Genomic DNA, 15,235 nt, shown 5'->3' on the forward strand with positions numbered 1-15,235 from the left:
CACAAGATCCTGCGCGGGTAGCGCCCCGTCACCGTCGTGCCGGCGATCTACCCGCCCGCGGTGACCAGGTCGACCTGGCACTGGTGTGGCCGTACGAACGGGGTCAGGCGCGCGTCGATCGTCGCCTGGCCGCCCTGTTCGACGAGGCCCTGCAACAACCCGAGGTGCATGGTGCAGACGATGCCCGGATGGTTTTCCGCCAACGGCCGGAACGGGCAGGCATGCAGGGTTATCCGGGTGTCACCGCCGTCCGCGCTGACGGTGGGTTGGAAACCGAACTCGGTGAACAGTGCGGTGACCGTACCGGCGATGTCCTTCGGGTCGTCCGGCCGGTCGGCGGGTTTCGGGCGGAGCCGGTGTGCCCAGGCCCGGCCGGCGCTCCGGGCGGCTTCGCCACCGTTGGTGCTGTCCAGGTGGTCGACGAGGACGGTCGCGAGAAGTGCGTACCCCGTGTCCTGCGCTCCGGCGGTTGTCGGCTCGTACACGGTGCGCGGCCGGCCACGCCGGCCTTGCCGGGCTGAGCTTTCGCGCACGAAGCCCGTCCTGATCAGCACGTCGAGGTGGAACCGGACGGTGTTGGGATGCAGGCCGCTGGCAGCGGCCAGGGCGGCGGCGTCCATCGGCGCGGCGGCTGACCGCAGCGCCTGCAGCAACCGTCGTCTGCTGGGAACGGCGAGTGCGCCGAAGGTCACGTCGTCAGGCACCCCATGAATATACACAACGAGTATGGTAAAAAATAACGGCGAGGAGGAGGCCATGATGAGGCAGGCTGATCACCGCTGGCCGGGTCGGCGAACGATCGTGGTGGGTGTCGATGGCTCCTCCGGGTCGAAGACCGCGTTGCGCTGGGCGCTCGAGCAGGCCGAGCGAACCTCCGCCGACGTGGAGGCCGTGAACGTCTGGACACCGGACCCGGCCCACTACGCCTACCTGCCGGTGGCGTTCGCCGCGGATGACCTCGCCCACGCCGCCGAGACGACGTTGCTGGACACGCTGGTCGAGGTGACCCGCCAGTACGGCCGTTCGGTTCCGATCCGCCCCCGCGTGCTACGAGGGCTTCCCGTCGAAGAACTGCTCCACGCCGCCAGATCCGCACAATTGCTGGTCCTCGGCGCACCCACCCACGGCACCCTGGCCGGCCTGCTGCTGGGCTCGGTCAGCCACCAGTGCGTCCAACGCGCGACCTGCCCGGTCCTGATCGCCCCGGCCGTGCCGCATCCCCCGTCTCCCCAGTCGCTCGGGTGGGCTGATGTGGACCGCCACGTCATACCACCGAGGAGCTGAACGCCGTACCGCCGCCGTCCACGGCGCGTCCCGGTCCGGCCGAACCCACGGCGCCGGCCCGGTCCGGCCCAACACGGCGAGCATCTTTGCGAAGAAGGCAGCCATGAACCCCACGACGTCGTACCCCGAGATGACCATCCCGTCGGACCTGCTCGCCGGCGCGGCGGCCGCCGCCGCGCGCTACGCCCCGTCGATCCTCAACACCCAGCCGTGGCGATGGCGGGTACGTCCGGACCGGCTGGAAATGTTCGCCGAACCCCGTCGTCAACTGACTGCCACCGACCCCGACGGCCGGATGCTGATCCTCAGTTGCGGCATCCTCCTGCACCACGCGTGCGTCGCCCTGGCCGCCCAGGGCTGGACCGCGCGGATCGCCCGTACCCCCGGCATCTCCCCAACCGTGCCGCTGGCCGTGCTGCACGGCTTCGAAGCGGCCACGGTCACCCCGGCCACCCGTCAGCAGGAACAGGCCATGCGGACGCGACACACCGACCGGCGACCCGTCAGCGACCAGCCCATCGCATCGCCCATCATCCGTGCCATCACCGCCAGCGCCCCCGGTGCCGTCCGGCTGCAGATCCTGACCGCCGAGCAGGTCCTCGAACTGGCCGCCGCCGTATCGAGAGCCGACGCGGTGCAGAGCCAGGACCCGCTCGCCCGCGACGAGCTGAACCACTGGACGAGCCGGCCCACGACCGCCGGCGTCGGGCTGCCCCCGGAGGTGCTGCCGGACCGGCCGCCACAGACCACCGTTCCGGGCCGCGGATTCGGCCATCGAGGAACCCTGCCGACCGGGGCCGGCCACGACCGGGCCGCCACGTACGGGCTGCTCTACGGCGAGGGCGACGATCCGATCGGGTGGCTGCAGGCCGGCGAGGCGCTGTCGGCCATCTGGCTCACCGCGACCGCGATGGAGGTCTCGGTGCTGCCGTTGAGCGATGTCGTCGCGGTCCCCGGTACCCGCGAAGCCCTTCGCCGGATGCTGAAGCCCTTCGACCGCCCGTACCTGGCGTTGCGGCTGGGGGTCGCCGACCCGGTGCCGGGCCGACCGCCGCGCACCCCTCGACTACCGACCGCTCAGGTCGTCGAGGTGCTCGCGCCGGACGTCGCCCGAGACCACTGACGACGACGGCCGGCCACAGCGACACCTCGGCCACGTGCGACGCCGAACCGAAGTCGGGCCGAGCGGATCGGTGCGCCGGGATCGTTGACACCACCCGGCCTGCCCAGGCGGTAGCCGCCTGCGGGCGAACGCCCGGACGGGCCCTGGAGAGAGGAACGACGATGGAACGTAGGCCCGGGCGACGCCCGGTGATCACCGCTGGTCTGCCGAGCCAGCTTCCGGACATCGACCCTGAAGAGACCAGCGAATGGGTCGAGTCGCTTGATGGTGTCATCGATGAGCGCGGAACCAAACGCGCCCGCTATGTGATGCTGCGCTTGTTGGAGCGGGCTCGTGAGCGGCAGGTCGGGGTGCCGTCGTTGACCACCACCGACTACATCAACACCATCCCGCCGGAGCGCGAGCCGTGGTTCCCGGGGGACGAGCACATCGAGCGGCGGTTGCGGGCCTACATCCGGTGGAACGCCGCGATGCTGGTGCACCGGGCGCAGCGCCCGGAGATCGGCGTGGGTGGCCACATCTCCACCTTCGCCAGTTCCGCGTCGTTGTATGAGGTGGGCTTCAACCACTTCTTCCGGGGCAAGGACCACCCGGGCGGCGGCGACCACATCTTCTACCAGGGCCACGCCTCCCCCGGCATGTACGCGCGGGCCTTCCTCGAGGGGCGGCTCAGCGCCGACCAGCTCGACGGCTTCCGGCAGGAACTCTCCCACCCGGGTGGTGGTCTGCCGTCGTATCCGCACCCGCGGCTGATGCCGGACTTCTGGGAGTTCCCGACCGTGTCCATGGGCCTGGGGCCGATGAACGCGATCTACCAGGCCCGGTTCAACCGCTACCTGCAGCACCGCGGTATCAAGGACACCTCCCAGCAGCACGTGTGGGCGTTCCTCGGCGACGGTGAGATGGACGAGGTCGAGTCCCTGGGCGCGATCGGTGTGGCCGCGCGGGAGGAGTTGGACAACCTCACCTTCGTGATCAACTGCAACCTGCAGCGGCTGGACGGTCCGGTGCGGGGCAACGGCAAGGTCATGCAGGAGTTGGAGGCGTTCTTCCGGGGCGCCGGCTGGAACGTGATCAAGGTGGTGTGGGGTCGGGAGTGGGACCCGCTGCTGGCCGCGGACACCGACGGCGCCCTGGTCAACCTGATGAACACCACCCCCGACGGTGACTACCAGACCTACAAGGCCGAGTCCGGGGCGTACGTGCGGGAACACTTCTTCGGCCGTGACCCGCGCACCCGCAAGATGGTCGAGCACCTGTCCGACGACGAGATCTGGAACCTCAAACGCGGCGGCCACGACTACCGCAAGCTCTACGCCGCCTACAAGGCCGCCATGGAGCACACCGGTCAGCCGACGGTGATCCTGGCCAAGACCATCAAGGGCTGGACGCTGGGCTCGCACTTCGAGGCCCGCAACGCCACCCACCAGATGAAGAAGCTGACCCTGGAAGACCTCAAACTCTTCCGCGACCGCCTCTACCTCGACATCCCCGACAAGCAACTCGAGGACAACCCCTACCTCCCGCCGTACTACCGGCCGGGCGAGAAGTCCGACGAGATGGAGTACCTGCACGAGCGGCGCAAGCAACTCGGCGGCTACCTGCCGAGTCGCGTGACCAGGAGCCAGCCGCTGAGCCTGCCCGGCGACGCCGCGTACGCGAGCGTGAAACGTGGCTCGGGCGGCCAGGCGGTGGCCACCACCATGGCCCTGGTGCGGCTGGTCAAGGACCTGATCAAAGATCCCGGGATCGGGCACCGGCTGGTGCCGATCATCCCGGACGAGGCGCGCACCTTCGGGCTGGACGCGCTCTTCCCCACCAAGAAGATCTACTCGCCGCACGGGCAGACCTACACCTCGGTCGACCGGGAGCTGTTGCTGTCCTACAAGGAGGCCACCGACGGCCAACTCCTGCACGAGGGGATCACCGAGGCCGGAGCGACAGCGTCCTGGACGGCCGTCGGCACGTCGTACGCCACCCACGCGGAACCGATGATCCCGCTCTACATCTTCTACTCGATGTTCGGCTTCCAGCGCACCGGCGACGGGCTCTGGGCCGCCGCCGACCAGATGGCGCGGGGCTTCCTGCTCGGCGCCACCGCCGGCCGGACCACGCTCAACGGCGAGGGCCTGCAGCATCAGGACGGTCACTCCCTGTTGCTCGCCTCGACCAATCCCGCCTGCGTGGCCTACGACGCGGCCTACGCCTACGAGCTGGGCCACATCGTGCGGGACGGCCTGCACCGGATGTACGGCGAGGCGCAGGAGAACATCTTCTACTACCTCACCCTCTACAACGAGCCGATCCCGCAGCCGGCCGAACCGGATGACGTCGACATCGACGGCATCGTGGCCGGGATGCACCGGCTCCGTGGCGCCGCCAACACCGAGGCGCCGGCGGCGCACATCCTGGCGTCCGGTATCGCCGTGCCGGCCGCGCTGGCCGCGCAACGCCTGCTCGGCGACGACTGGGGCGTGGCCGCCGACGTCTGGTCGGTCACCTCCTGGACCGAACTGCGCCGCGAGGCCCTCGCCGCCGACGTGTGGAACCTGCACCATCCGGACGAGCCGGCCCGCGTCCCGTACGTCACCCGTCGGCTGCGGGAGCACACCGCGCCGGTGGTGGCCGTGTCCGACTGGATGCGGGCCGTACCGGACCAGATCGCCCGGTTCGTACCCGATCGATGGGCCTCCCTTGGCACCGACGGATTCGGCCGGAGCGACACCCGCGCGGCCCTGCGCCGGCATTTCCACACCGATGAGGCGTCGATCGCCCTGCGCGTGATGCAGGAGCTGGCCGCGAGCGGGCTGCTGGACACGGCCACGCTGCACAAGGCACAGGCAGCGTACGCCGGCACCGCCCACGGCGGCACAGGATGAGGGGCGGCACGGGTGCCCGGTCGCCAGTCCACCGCGGTGCCGCGGCGGTCAGCGGCTAGGGCAGGTCGCCCCGGAACGGCATGACGGGGTCTGCGCCGGGCCAGTCGATGCCGGTCAGGGTCGCGGTCAGCCGTCCCTCCGCGAGCGCCACACCAACATCCGCGCCGCTCGCCGCAGCCTCGGTGAAGGCGGCGGGCGCGGTGTCTTCGAGGAGGAAGACGAAGTGCAGGGCGAACGGGTACCGGTCCTCGTGGGGGCAGCCGTCGGCGTCCAACTGGAGATTTGCCTTCCACGCTGCTTCACACAGCACCGACACAAACAGACCGAGAAAAGCGGCACCGAGTAGCTCGTCTGCCCTGTCGATCAGGATCGCGACGTCCTTCGTGCGACCCCCGTGGCCGTGCCAGTCGTGCAGGCAGTCCACGAGCGCGTCCCAGTTGTGCCCGAAGTAGTCGGGGAAGGACAGCTCCCGGGCGAATGCGGCGAACAGCGATGCCGGCTCTCGCAGCTCCCGGCCGTCGAGCCGGACGGTGCGCCCGCCCTGCGTCCCGAGTGCGGCGGTCTCGCGGCTCACCCATGGATCCTCAACCCGGGCGAAGACGACCCATGGCGACCGACGTTCGGTGAGGGTGGGTGAGGCCACGCCACTGATCCTCGCACGGGGGATCGCGCCGTTGCGGCGTAGGCGTCACGCGGGCGTTCGGCTCGCCGTCGTCCTGGCTGGCCCTGCTCCGCGCGAAAGGAGACCCGCTTCCGGGGGCAGCCGGATGTGGGTCAGCCTGCGATGAGTGCGGCGACTGCGGCGCCCGAGGTGACCGTGCGCCCGGTCGTGCGCTCGTAGCGCAGGACGAGATCGTAGTGGCGGGATCGCCGACCGATCCAGCGTTCGGCGCGCAGCAGCGGGTTGCGCTTCGGTGGGGGGAAGGCGTGTGCCAGCTCGGCGAGGAGGGCCGCGGGGTCGACGCCGGCGGCGGGTAGGACCCACCGGGCTCCGGGGTCGAGCGCGACGAGGGTCAGCGCGAGGTGTTCCGGACGGTGTCCGCGGTCGCGACGGGCGAGTGCGAGCCGCAGTGACGCCTCGTAGGCCGCCTGGGCGTCGAGTCCGAGCGGCGGACTCATCCGAGCGCAACGCCGTCGTGCCCTGGCCGCTCCGAGCGGCAGCAGGGGTTCGGCTGCGGTCGGCCGATCCAGGCCGGCCGGACCCAGCAGGGACAGCAACCGGTCCACGTCGACGCCGAGCGGCGCCAGGGTGTCGCGGTCGGCGGCGGCCCCGGCGCCCAGCGGCGCGGCCCGGCACACCACCTCCCGGACGGCCGGCTCAGTCGCCCCGAGCCGGCTGAGCACGGCACCGACCGGGCCGCCCGCAGCGCTGAGGGCCAGCAGGAGGTGCTCGCTGCCGACGCGGTGATGGCCGAGCCGGCGGGCCAGGGCCGAAGCGTGGCCCACCACACGGTGGAGATCGGGGTGAGCGCCCTGGAACATCACGCCTCCTCGTATCGGCGGTACTTGCGGTGCACGGTCTGCTTGGTGACACCCAACCGGACGGCGATCTCCTGCCAGGACCAGCCGGCCCGGCGCGCCGCCGCGACCTGCTCGACTTCCAGCTGTTCCAGCAGGCGGCGGAGGCGGGCCACCGCGCGCAGGGCGGTATCGGGGTCGCTGCCGCGGGCGGCGCGGTCAAGGTCGGCGATCGCGGACATGGCGTCAGCATATGCTGACGCGGTGCCGTTCGTCAATAGATGCTGACGGAGGCGTGCGCGGCCGCGTTGCGCACACCGGCTCGGCCGGCTCGGGCGCCGGTGGCCGCCAGCCGATGGGATCATGACCGGATGACGCCCTTCCACATCGACGTGCCCGAAGCCGTCCTGGACGACCTGCGGGCTCGGCTTTCGCGGGCGCGGCTCGCGCCGGCCGCCCCAGGAGAGCCGTGGGCCGCCGGCACCGACCCCGGGTACCTGGCAGCCCTGGTGCGGTACTGGCTCGATGGATTCGACTGGCGTGCGGTCGAGCGTTCACTCAACCGGTACCCGCAGTTCGTCACCACGGTCCGGGGCGCGCCGGTCCACTTCGTTCACGTTCGTTCGGCGTCGCCCGGCGCCACGGCGCTGATCCTGACCCACGGCTGGCCCAGCGCGTACACGGAGATGCTGCCCCTGGTGTCCCGGCTGGCGGACTTCGACCTCGTCATACCGAGCCTGCCCGGCTTCGTCTTCTCCGGACCCCTCGCCGAGGGCCCGACGACCGAGGCGGCGGTCGCGGACGTGTGGGCTGAGCTGATGACCGGTCTGGGTTACGAGCGCTTCGGCGCCTACGGCGGCGATATCGGGTCGGGCGTGTCCACCTGGCTCGGCGCCCGCCACCCGGAACGGGTCATCGGGGTCTTCTCGCAGCACATCAAGTTCCCGCCGGCAGACCGCCGGGGCGACCTCAGCGCTGCCGAGGAGGCGTTCGTCGCCATGCTCGACGCGAAGGCCCAGGATGACTGGGGCTACGGAATCCTCCAGGAAACCCGGCCCGACACGCTTGCGGCCGCGCTGAGCGACTCGCCGTCCGGACTGGCCGCCTGGATCGTCGAGAAGTACCAGCGCTGGAGCGACTGCGGCGGCGACATCTCCCGCCGGTTCGGCTTCGACGAGCTGCTGACCACCGTGATGCTGTACTGGGTCACCAACTGCATCGGCACGTCCTTCCGGCCCTACCGTGACGACCGCCTGGCCCCAGAGCTGCCGATGGTCGCCGTGCCCGCCGGCATCACGGTCAGCGTGGAGGACGCCGGCCTGCCCCGGTCGTTCGCCGAACGCACCTACGCCAACCTCACCCACTGGCGCGAGCCCACCGTCGGCGGCCACTTCTTCGCCCAGGAAGAGCCCGACCTGCTCGCCGCCGACCTGCGCGCCTTCTTCAGCCCGCTGCGGTGATCCAAGCGCTCCAACGGCACCGCCGCCGGTTCAGGTCAGGGTGAAAGGCCGGCCTGGATCGCCAGGATGGCGGCTCGCACCCGGTCGCGGCTGCCGGTCTTGGCCAGCACGTTGGTGACGTGGGTCTTGACGGTGCTCATGGAGAGGTGGAGCCGTTCGGCGATCTCGGTGTTGTTGAGTCCGGCACCGATCAGCGCGAGCACGTCGGTCTCCCGGGCGGTCAGCTGGTAGGCCGCCAGTTCCACGCGGGTGGCCGGTCCGGCCGCGCGTACCCGGTCGAGGACGGCGCCGGTGACCTCGGCGGAGAGGATCGCCTCCCCGGCCGCGACGGTGCGCACCGCCGCGATCAGGTCGCGGGCGCTGCCCCGCTTGAGCAGGAACCCGCGCGCGCCGGCGGCGATGGCGTCCAGGACGTAGGCGTCGTCGTCGAAGGTGGTTACCACGATCACGGCCGGGGCGTGCGGGATCGCGGCCAGCTCGCGGGTGGCTTGCAGGCCGTCGAGTACCGGCATGCGGATGTCGACCAGGGCGACGTCGATGCGCGGGTCGCGGCGTACGGCGTCGAGGAGTTGCCGGCCGTCGGCGGCCTCCGCCGCGACGTGGATGTCGGGTTGGGACCGCAGGATCAGGCTGAAGCCGTCGCGGACCAGCTGCTGGTCGTCGGCGATGGCAACCCGGATCACGGCTTCGCCACCGGCAGGTCGGCCTGGACGACGGTGCCGCCGCCAGGTCGCCGGCTCAGCTCCCAGCTCCCGCCGCGAGCTCGCACGCGCTCCTTGATGCCGAGCAGGCCGGAGCCGCGCGTGGGTGCCGGGGGCGGCCCGATGCCGTCGTCGCTGACCCGCAGCCGGACGCGGTCGCCGACGCGGACGAGTTCGACGCAGGCGGTCGTGGCTCTCGCGTGCCGGGCGACGTTGGTGAGGGCCTCCTGGGCGATGCGGTAGACGGTCAGCACGCCGATCTCGTCCAGGCCCGGCTCCGGGTCCAGACGTACCCGCACCGTCACACCCTGCTGGCGCAGCGGCTGCGCGAGTAGCTCGTCGATGTCGGACAGGCGCGGCGGCGCGCTCACCGCGATCGCCGCGTCCGGGTCGCGCAGGTGCACGACGAGCGTGTCGAGCTCGCTCAGGGCGGTACGTCCGCTGTCCGCGATCGCCCGCAGCGCCGCCCCCGGGTCGGCGCTGAACTGGCCCGCCTCGGCTTGGACCACCATCGCGGTGACGTGGTGGCCGACCACGTCATGCAGCTCGCGGGCCAGGTTCGTGCGCTGCTCGAGCCAGGCTGCCTGGCCGCGCAGCTCACCTGCCTCCCGGGTGAGGGCGTGGCCGCGGGACCACGACCGGAACAGGACCCCCAGGAGGTAGCCGGCCGTCACGAAGCCGATCGGCTGCTCGTACAGCCCACGCTGGTCGAGCAGGGCGACGGTGAGGGTGCCGGCGGCGCCGGTCAGGCCGACCACCCAGCCCAGCCACGGGCGTCGGGCCGGGTCTTCGCAGGTCGAGAGGAACACGAGGCCGGCGGCCGCGAGGCCCAACTGCACCGACTCCCCGGTGCTCACCATCGCCACGAACCCGGCGCAGACCGCGAAGACCAGGGTCCGGTACGCGGGCCGCAGCGCCAGGGCTCCGAGGCCGATGGGCACCACCAGCCGCACCCAGCCCGCCGGCACCGAGAGGCCCCCCTCGACGGCGGTGACCACGACCGCGATGATCAAGCCCGCCGCGCCGTAGGCGACCCGGCGCACTCGCTCGGGGTCGCGCCACCCATTCCGGTTCCTGGTCCTCACCCGCACAGTCTCGGCGATCAAGCTGGAAGCCGGACAGGTACCGGGGTACCAGATCGGCCGGCACCCCGGTGCCGCCCCCGCGACCAGATCGGCACCGCGGGACGTTCCGGCCGGAACGGTCACCGCAGGACGCTGCGGAGGTGACTCTTGTCGACCCGCGCACCGCGATCACCATCGGCCCGCTCCGTACGGTGGCCAACCTCATCACCGCCATCCGCACGGTCGCCTCGGTCAGCGTCGGGGTGGCCGCCCTCGTCGCCGGCTCCGTCGGACTGCTGGCGGTGGCGTACGGCATCTACTGGGCCGGCGACGTGCTCGACGGCTGGGCCGCCCGCCGGCTCGGACAGGAGACCCGGGCGGGTGCCGTCCTCGACATCGTGAGCGACCGTGCCTGCACCGCCGTGCTCTGCGTGGGTCTGGTGGCGCTCGTGCCCGACGTCGCGGTCGTGGCCCTGGTGTTCCTGCTCTCGTTCCTGGTGCTGGACACCATGCTGTCGCTGGCGTTCCTGTGCTGGCCCGTGCTCAGCCCCAACCACTTCCATCTGATCGACCGGCGGGTATGGGCGTTGAACTGGTCGCCCGTGGCGAAGGCCGGCAACACCGCCGGGGTTGTCGGCGCCATCGCGTTCGGGCAGTACCGGCTCGCGCTGGCCGTCGCCGTCGCGGTCGTCGGGGTCAAGCTGTGGTCAACCGCGGCGGTGGTCCGGCTGCTCGAACGGGACGGCCGGGCATGAGCAGCCTCGCCGAGGCGGTGCTGGCGCTCGGGTACGGTCTCGCCTCCGCCCTCGTCCCGATCGTGAACGCCGAGGCGTACGCCGTCGTCGCCGGACACCGTGGCGGTCACGCCCTGGTCGCCGTCCTCGCGCTGGCGTTCGGGCAGACCGCCGGCAAGCTGCTCCTGTTCGAAGCCGCGCGTCGCGGAACGGGGTGGCTGGGCCGGAAACTCGCGCGTCGGAGCCGCTCCGGCCGGGTGGCGGCCGGGGGCGCCCGTTGGGCCGGGCGGATCCAGCGTCGGCTCTCCCGCCGGCGCACCGCCCTACCGACGGTGCTCGTCTCCGCGGCCGTCGGGGTTCCACCGCTGGCCGTGGTCAGCGTCGCCGCCGGCACCGCGGGGCTCCGGCACTGGGAGTTCGCCGTCGCGTGCCTCCTCGGGCGGGTGTTCCGTTTCGCGCTCCTCGTCCTGCCGGCGGTGGTGGCCTAGCCGGTGGCCCCGTCCTGCCGCCGGGGTCTGCTGTCCAGGCAGCAGCGGACGAAGTCCTGAACGACGGGGTTGCTGTCGGCGGCGGGTGGCCACGCGACGCCGACCTGGCTGGGGCTGATGTCGGTGACCGGCCGGTAGGTGACGCCCGGCCGGGCGTAGAAGCGGGCGGAGGACTCGGGGGCGAAGGCGATGCCGTAACCGTTGGCGATCGCGCTGAGCCAATCGTCGGGCTGGTCGGTGACCGCGCCGATCCGCACCGGGCGGCCGTCGCGTTCGTCGCTGGCCAACCAATAGTCGCGGGACCAGCCCGCTTCGGGCGGGGCGGCGACGAACGGCTCGTCCCACAGCTCCCGAACAGAAATCTCGTCGCGCGTGGCGAGCCGGTGCGTGGTGGGGAGTGCGACCCAGCGGGGTTCGGTGAACAACACCTCCACCCGCAGCGTGTCCTGCCCGGGGAACGGCAGCCGGACCAGGGCGGCGTCGACCTTTCCGTCGACGAGCCCGGCGCTCGGGTTCGACCAGGCGGCCTGCCGCATGTCGACCCGCCAGCCGGGTCGGCGGCGGTTGAACGCGGCGATGATCTGCGTCGTGGCCTCGTTGGCGGCGCTGGCCACGAAGCCCACCCGCAGCACGCGGGCCACCTGGCTGGCCGTGCCCCTGCTCTCCACCAGCAGCTGGTCCCAGCCGGCCAGCAGGGACGGCACCCGCTCCGCCAGGACCCGACCCGGTGCGGTGAGGGCCATGCCGGCGCGGGATCGCACGAACAACTGGATCTCGAGCCGAGCCTCGAGTTGCTTGATCTGCTTGGTCAGCGCCGGCTGGGACACGAACAGTCGGGCTGCGGCGCGGGTGAGGTTCCCTTCCTCGGCCACCGCGATGAAGTAGCGCAACAGCCGGGTGTCGACATCCATGCCATCAGGTTATCGACGCAGGTATTGGACGGGCATCCCGTGCCCGGCAAGGCTTCAGCTGCGAGCGAGCACCAGGCTCGCCAACGCTGACGAGGAGGCGCCATGCCTGTTTTGATGGTTCGCTACCAGGTAGCCGACGAGGGCGTCGCGGAGCTTGTCGACGCGATCGAGACGACCTTCGCGGCCGTGGCGGCGCAGGAGCCGGAAGGCATCCGGTACGCGTACCTGCGCCCGACCGGGACCACCGAGTTCGTTGCCCTGCTGGAACTGGCCGAGGGCGTCGAGAACCCGCTGCCCGGCATCGCGGCGGCGCGCCGGTTGCAGGCAACCGTGGCCACCTGGGCCGTGGGCCAGGTCCCGACGCCGCAACCGCTCGACGTCCTCGGCGCCTACCGCCTGCTCGACTGAGCGGAAGCACGCGATGTTCACCGCTTACCTGACGGTCACCGTCGTCACGATCGTGGCCAACGCCGGGATCGCCGCCGTTGACTGTGCGCGGGCCAGGTTCGTCCTCGCCAACTCGGCTGAGGTGGGCGTACCGCAGTCCTGGCTCCCGTTCCTTGCCACGCTGAAGGGCGCGGGGGCCGTCGGGCTCCTCCTCGGGCTGCTGGGCGCCCGCTTCATCGGTCTCGCCGCCGCGACGGGCCTGGTCCTGTTCTTCGTCGGGGCCGTCGCGGCCCACCTCCGCGCCCGCGTGTACCACAACATCGCCTTTCCCGGCGGTTACCTGCTGCTGGCCGTCGCCTCGCTTGTCCTGGCCATCGCCCGGTGAACGCCGGGAACGATCGCAGCCTTAGGTCCCCCAGGGGGCCGGCGGCGTGGCAGGGGGGTCAGGGCACTAGACCATGCGGCGCCGTACCCGCCACACCACCACCCCGATCAGGACCGCCGCGACGGCGACGAACAGGGCCGCCTCGATGAGCTGGAACGGCCAGAACCGGTCGGCCGGGTGGTAGACCCCGAACTGCTGGATGCCCCGCTCGTGCAGGAACTGGTTGAGGTTGGCGCCGGCCCGGTTGGCGGCGCCCTCCAGCTCGTAGTACTCGGTCCAGCTCAGCCTGCGCCCGGTGGCGTCGGCGTAGCCGTGTTCGATCACCCAGTCGGCGAAGCCGGGCCGGTGCCCCGCCTGGTCCGTCGAGCCGCCGACGGGGACCGGCTCCATGGTGGTGAGCGGGGTGGCGTACGCGGGCCGGGCCAGCAGCGCCACCGACATCCGGGCGGCGAGGAACGCCCCGAACGCGACGCCGAACGCGGGCAGGCTGCGCCGCACGATCGCGCCGGCGGCGGTGGCGACACCGAACGCGAACAGCGCGTACGCCACCGGGACGAGTCCCTCCAGGTCGAAGGCGTCGTACTGGAATCGCCCTTCCCACGCGTCGAACGGCTGACGGAACCAGGTGAGCACCGCGGTGAACAGCGCGGTGAGCGTGACGGTGACGCCGGCGAGTGTCACGAGCTTGGCCGCCAGCCAGCGCATCCGCGGCACGGCCTGCGTCCAGGCGAGCTGCCAGGTGCCGTCCTCCAGCTCGCGGGCGAGCAGCGGCGCACCGAGGAACGCGCCGATGACGACGGGGACCAGATAGAAGGCCGCCAGGAGGTTCTCGACGTACCCGTACTCCTCGTCGAGCCGGCGGAAGGAGGCCGCGCAGTCCTCGTTGACCCCGGCCGCTCCCGCACACCGGGCGGCACCGCCGGGGAACAGGTCGTGGGCCTGCGTCCCGAGCACGAGCAGGGCGATGCCGAACATGCCGACAAGCAGAGCCAGGACGCAGACCTCGGTCCGGTGCTGGCGCCAGATCAACCACGTCATGCCGCCACCGCCGAGGTGAGCGCGGCGCCCGGCTCGGACGACCGGCGCAGGTACGCCAGCACCAGGTCCTCCAGCGCGACCGGCTGGGCCTGCCAGCCGGGCGCGGTCGGGATCGCGCCGTCGCGTACCAGCAGGGTCGTGTGCCGGTCGCTGTGGACGGCCTGCACGACGGTGCCGGCCCGGTCGAGGTCGGTGGCCGTGCGCGGGCCGACGAGCAGCCGGTGCTCGGCGAGGAGGGTGTCGAGGTCACCGGTGAGCGTGACCCGGCCCTGGTTGAGCACGACCAGGTGGTCGCAGACGCGTTCCAGCTCGTGCACGACGTGGGAGGAGAACAGCACGGTCACCCCGCCTTCGGCCACCGCGCCCATGAGGACCTGCAGGAACTCGTGCCGGGCCAGCGGGTCGAGGCTGGCCACCGGCTCGTCGAGGACAAGCAGGTCCGGCCGCTTCGCCAGGGCCAGGGCCAACGCGACCTGGGCCTGCTGCCCGCCGGAGAGCGTGCCGGTCCGGCGGTCGAGTGGGATGCCCAGCTTCGCCAGCCGGCGTTCGGCCAGCCCCTGGTCGAACCGCAGGTTGCAGGCCCGGCCGAAGCGGAGCATCTCGGCGACGGTGAAGCGCTTGTACAGCGGGTGGTCCTGGGCCAGGAACCCGACCCGGGACAGGGTGTGCGGGCTGCTGGCGGTGACGTCGTGGCCGAGCACCTCCACGGTGCCGGTGCTCGGTGCCAGCAACCCGACGACCAGGCGCAGCAGCGTGGTCTTGCCCGCGCCGTTCGGGCCGACCAGGGCGATCACGCCGCCGGCCGGCAGGGTCAGGGTGCAGTCGCGCAGCGCCCAGCCCTTCCGGTACCGCTTGCCCACGCCGTCGGTGCGCAGCGCGAACTCGGTCTCTGTCACGCCACGTCCTCGTTCCTGGTCCGCTGGTGGACGGAGGTGAAAAGCGCGTTGACCGCCTGCTCGTCGAGGCCGGCGGCGTAGGCGCGGCGCAGCCAGGTCGCCAGGCCGCGGTGCAGCGACGTGTACGTCGACGCCGACATCGCGGCCGACTGCTGTTCGTTGACGAACGTGCCCTGGCCGGGCCGGCCGGTGACCAGGTTCTCCTGCTCCATCTGCCGGTACGCCTTGGCGACGGTGTTCGGATTGATCGCCAGGTCCTCGACCACCTCGCGGATGAGCGGGAGGCGGTCACCGGGTTGGAGGAAGCCCAGCAGCACCGCCTGGCGGACCTGCTGGACGAGTTGCAGGTACGGCGGCACGCCGGAGTGGGTGTCGAGCCGGAAGACGAACACGGTAAGCCCCCTGCTGCTTTACTAGTAACATAGTA

General features: G+C 71.7%; 18 protein-coding genes. 8 read left to right on the forward strand and 10 right to left on the reverse strand.

The annotated features are described in order from the left end of the window. Positions 1–47 precede the first annotated feature (47 nt). Positions 48–758: a helix-turn-helix transcriptional regulator gene (locus tag ACIBPB_RS27660; RefSeq protein WP_396842366.1), complete on the reverse strand. Its 711-nt coding sequence runs from the start codon at positions 756–758 to the stop codon at positions 48–50. Position 759: 1 nt separating this feature from the next. On the opposite strand from ACIBPB_RS27660, the gene ACIBPB_RS27665 reads away from it, so the two are divergent. From ACIBPB_RS27665 to aceE, 3 genes are all read left to right on the forward strand, one after another. Further along, entirely contained in the window at positions 760–1,284 is a 525-nt protein-coding gene (locus ACIBPB_RS27665; protein WP_396842367.1) for a universal stress protein, read from the forward strand. 103 nt (positions 1,285–1,387) lie between these two features. Next, the gene (locus tag ACIBPB_RS27670) at positions 1,388–2,407 is read left to right on the forward strand and encodes an Acg family FMN-binding oxidoreductase (protein WP_396842368.1); all 1,020 of its coding nucleotides are present in this window, start codon (positions 1,388–1,390) and stop codon (positions 2,405–2,407) included. A 161-nt stretch (positions 2,408–2,568) separates the two neighbouring features. Further along, positions 2,569–5,286, forward strand: a complete 2,718-nt coding sequence (gene aceE, locus ACIBPB_RS27675; RefSeq protein WP_396842369.1) for a pyruvate dehydrogenase (acetyl-transferring), homodimeric type — start codon at positions 2,569–2,571, stop codon at positions 5,284–5,286. Positions 5,287–5,341: 55 nt separating this feature from the next. Here the strand turns inward: aceE and ACIBPB_RS27680 are convergent, their stop codons facing one another. From ACIBPB_RS27680 to ACIBPB_RS27690, 3 genes are all read right to left on the reverse strand, one after another. Further along, complete coding sequence (locus ACIBPB_RS27680) at positions 5,342–5,860, reverse strand: barstar family protein (protein WP_396842370.1); 519 nt, start codon at positions 5,858–5,860, stop codon at positions 5,342–5,344. A 200-nt stretch (positions 5,861–6,060) separates the two neighbouring features. Continuing rightward, positions 6,061–6,768, reverse strand: coding sequence for a Clp protease N-terminal domain-containing protein (locus tag ACIBPB_RS27685; protein ID WP_396842371.1), 708 nt, complete (start codon positions 6,766–6,768; stop codon positions 6,061–6,063). Next, on the reverse strand, positions 6,768–6,986 hold the full coding sequence (locus ACIBPB_RS27690) for a helix-turn-helix domain-containing protein (protein ID WP_357323815.1): 219 nt from the start codon (positions 6,984–6,986) through the stop codon (positions 6,768–6,770). The genes ACIBPB_RS27685 and ACIBPB_RS27690 overlap by 1 nt, the downstream gene beginning before the upstream one ends. A 129-nt stretch (positions 6,987–7,115) precedes the next feature. Between ACIBPB_RS27690 and ACIBPB_RS27695 the strand changes: the two genes are divergently transcribed. Further along, the gene (locus ACIBPB_RS27695; protein ID WP_396842372.1) at positions 7,116–8,204 is read left to right on the forward strand and encodes an epoxide hydrolase family protein; all 1,089 of its coding nucleotides are present in this window, start codon (positions 7,116–7,118) and stop codon (positions 8,202–8,204) included. Positions 8,205–8,239: 35 nt separating this feature from the next. Here the strand turns inward: ACIBPB_RS27695 and ACIBPB_RS27700 are convergent, their stop codons facing one another. Next, positions 8,240–8,887: a response regulator gene (locus ACIBPB_RS27700; RefSeq protein ID WP_396842373.1), complete on the reverse strand. Its 648-nt coding sequence runs from the start codon at positions 8,885–8,887 to the stop codon at positions 8,240–8,242. Further along, positions 8,884–9,990, reverse strand: a complete 1,107-nt coding sequence (locus ACIBPB_RS27705) for a sensor histidine kinase (protein WP_396842374.1) — start codon at positions 9,988–9,990, stop codon at positions 8,884–8,886. The genes ACIBPB_RS27700 and ACIBPB_RS27705 overlap by 4 nt, the downstream gene beginning before the upstream one ends. Positions 9,991–10,130: 140 nt before the next feature. Between ACIBPB_RS27705 and ACIBPB_RS27710 the strand changes: the two genes are divergently transcribed. Together ACIBPB_RS27710 and ACIBPB_RS27715 are read left to right on the forward strand one after the other, a co-directional pair. Further along, positions 10,131–10,724: a CDP-alcohol phosphatidyltransferase family protein gene (locus ACIBPB_RS27710; protein ID WP_396842376.1), complete on the forward strand. Its 594-nt coding sequence runs from the start codon at positions 10,131–10,133 to the stop codon at positions 10,722–10,724. Continuing rightward, positions 10,721–11,191, forward strand: coding sequence for a hypothetical protein (locus tag ACIBPB_RS27715; RefSeq protein ID WP_396842377.1), 471 nt, complete (start codon positions 10,721–10,723; stop codon positions 11,189–11,191). The genes ACIBPB_RS27710 and ACIBPB_RS27715 overlap by 4 nt, the downstream gene beginning before the upstream one ends. On the opposite strand, the gene ACIBPB_RS27720 is transcribed toward ACIBPB_RS27715, so the two are convergent. Then, entirely contained in the window at positions 11,188–12,102 is a 915-nt protein-coding gene (locus tag ACIBPB_RS27720) for a LysR family transcriptional regulator (protein ID WP_396842378.1), read from the reverse strand. The two genes, ACIBPB_RS27715 and ACIBPB_RS27720, sit on opposite strands and share 4 nt — an antisense overlap. Positions 12,103–12,204: 102 nt before the next feature. Between ACIBPB_RS27720 and ACIBPB_RS27725 the strand changes: the two genes are divergently transcribed. Both ACIBPB_RS27725 and ACIBPB_RS27730 read left to right on the forward strand, forming a co-directional pair. Further along, positions 12,205–12,510 carry a hypothetical protein gene (locus ACIBPB_RS27725; protein WP_396842379.1) on the forward strand — a complete coding sequence of 102 codons (306 nt, stop codon included), beginning with the start codon at positions 12,205–12,207 and terminating at the stop codon, positions 12,508–12,510. A gap of 13 nt (positions 12,511–12,523) precedes the next feature. After that, positions 12,524–12,874 carry a DoxX family protein gene (locus ACIBPB_RS27730; protein WP_396842380.1) on the forward strand — a complete coding sequence of 117 codons (351 nt, stop codon included), beginning with the start codon at positions 12,524–12,526 and terminating at the stop codon, positions 12,872–12,874. 66 nt (positions 12,875–12,940) lie between these two features. Here the strand turns inward: ACIBPB_RS27730 and ACIBPB_RS27735 are convergent, their stop codons facing one another. The 3 genes from ACIBPB_RS27735 to ACIBPB_RS27745 are packed head-to-tail and all read right to left on the reverse strand — an operon-like array spanning position 12,941 to position 15,200. Then, the gene (locus tag ACIBPB_RS27735; protein WP_396842381.1) at positions 12,941–13,912 is read right to left on the reverse strand and encodes an ABC transporter permease subunit; all 972 of its coding nucleotides are present in this window, start codon (positions 13,910–13,912) and stop codon (positions 12,941–12,943) included. Next, positions 13,909–14,808 carry an ABC transporter ATP-binding protein gene (locus ACIBPB_RS27740; protein WP_396842382.1) on the reverse strand — a complete coding sequence of 300 codons (900 nt, stop codon included), beginning with the start codon at positions 14,806–14,808 and terminating at the stop codon, positions 13,909–13,911. The genes ACIBPB_RS27735 and ACIBPB_RS27740 overlap by 4 nt, the downstream gene beginning before the upstream one ends. Continuing rightward, the gene (locus ACIBPB_RS27745; protein ID WP_396842383.1) at positions 14,805–15,200 is read right to left on the reverse strand and encodes a GntR family transcriptional regulator; all 396 of its coding nucleotides are present in this window, start codon (positions 15,198–15,200) and stop codon (positions 14,805–14,807) included. The genes ACIBPB_RS27740 and ACIBPB_RS27745 overlap by 4 nt, the downstream gene beginning before the upstream one ends. Between the last annotated feature and the right edge of the window lie 35 nt (positions 15,201–15,235).

It is taken from the genome of Micromonospora sp. NPDC049836 (assembly GCF_044465125.1).
In the GTDB taxonomy this organism is placed as follows: Bacteria; Actinomycetota; Actinomycetes; order Mycobacteriales; family Micromonosporaceae; genus Micromonospora.

Excerpts from the sequence above, each read along its gene's own strand:
- ACIBPB_RS27660 (WP_396842366.1), bottom strand. The coding sequence starts at position 758 with ATGGCCTCCTCCTCGCCGTTATTTTTTACCATACTCGTTGTGTATATT.
- ACIBPB_RS27665 (WP_396842367.1), top strand. The coding sequence starts at position 760 with ATGAGGCAGGCTGATCACCGCTGGCCGGGTCGGCGAACGATCGTGGTG.
- ACIBPB_RS27670 (WP_396842368.1), top strand. The coding sequence starts at position 1,388 with ATGAACCCCACGACGTCGTACCCCGAGATGACCATCCCGTCGGACCTG.
- aceE (WP_396842369.1), top strand. The coding sequence starts at position 2,569 with ATGGAACGTAGGCCCGGGCGACGCCCGGTGATCACCGCTGGTCTGCCG.
- ACIBPB_RS27685 (WP_396842371.1), bottom strand. The coding sequence starts at position 6,768 with ATGTTCCAGGGCGCTCACCCCGATCTCCACCGTGTGGTGGGCCACGCT.
- ACIBPB_RS27690 (WP_357323815.1), bottom strand. The coding sequence starts at position 6,986 with ATGTCCGCGATCGCCGACCTTGACCGCGCCGCCCGCGGCAGCGACCCC.
- ACIBPB_RS27695 (WP_396842372.1), top strand. The coding sequence starts at position 7,116 with ATGACGCCCTTCCACATCGACGTGCCCGAAGCCGTCCTGGACGACCTG.
- ACIBPB_RS27715 (WP_396842377.1), top strand. The coding sequence starts at position 10,721 with ATGAGCAGCCTCGCCGAGGCGGTGCTGGCGCTCGGGTACGGTCTCGCC.
- ACIBPB_RS27720 (WP_396842378.1), bottom strand. The coding sequence starts at position 12,102 with ATGGATGTCGACACCCGGCTGTTGCGCTACTTCATCGCGGTGGCCGAG.
- ACIBPB_RS27725 (WP_396842379.1), top strand. The coding sequence starts at position 12,205 with ATGCCTGTTTTGATGGTTCGCTACCAGGTAGCCGACGAGGGCGTCGCG.
- ACIBPB_RS27730 (WP_396842380.1), top strand. The coding sequence starts at position 12,524 with ATGTTCACCGCTTACCTGACGGTCACCGTCGTCACGATCGTGGCCAAC.
- ACIBPB_RS27735 (WP_396842381.1), bottom strand. The coding sequence starts at position 13,912 with ATGACGTGGTTGATCTGGCGCCAGCACCGGACCGAGGTCTGCGTCCTG.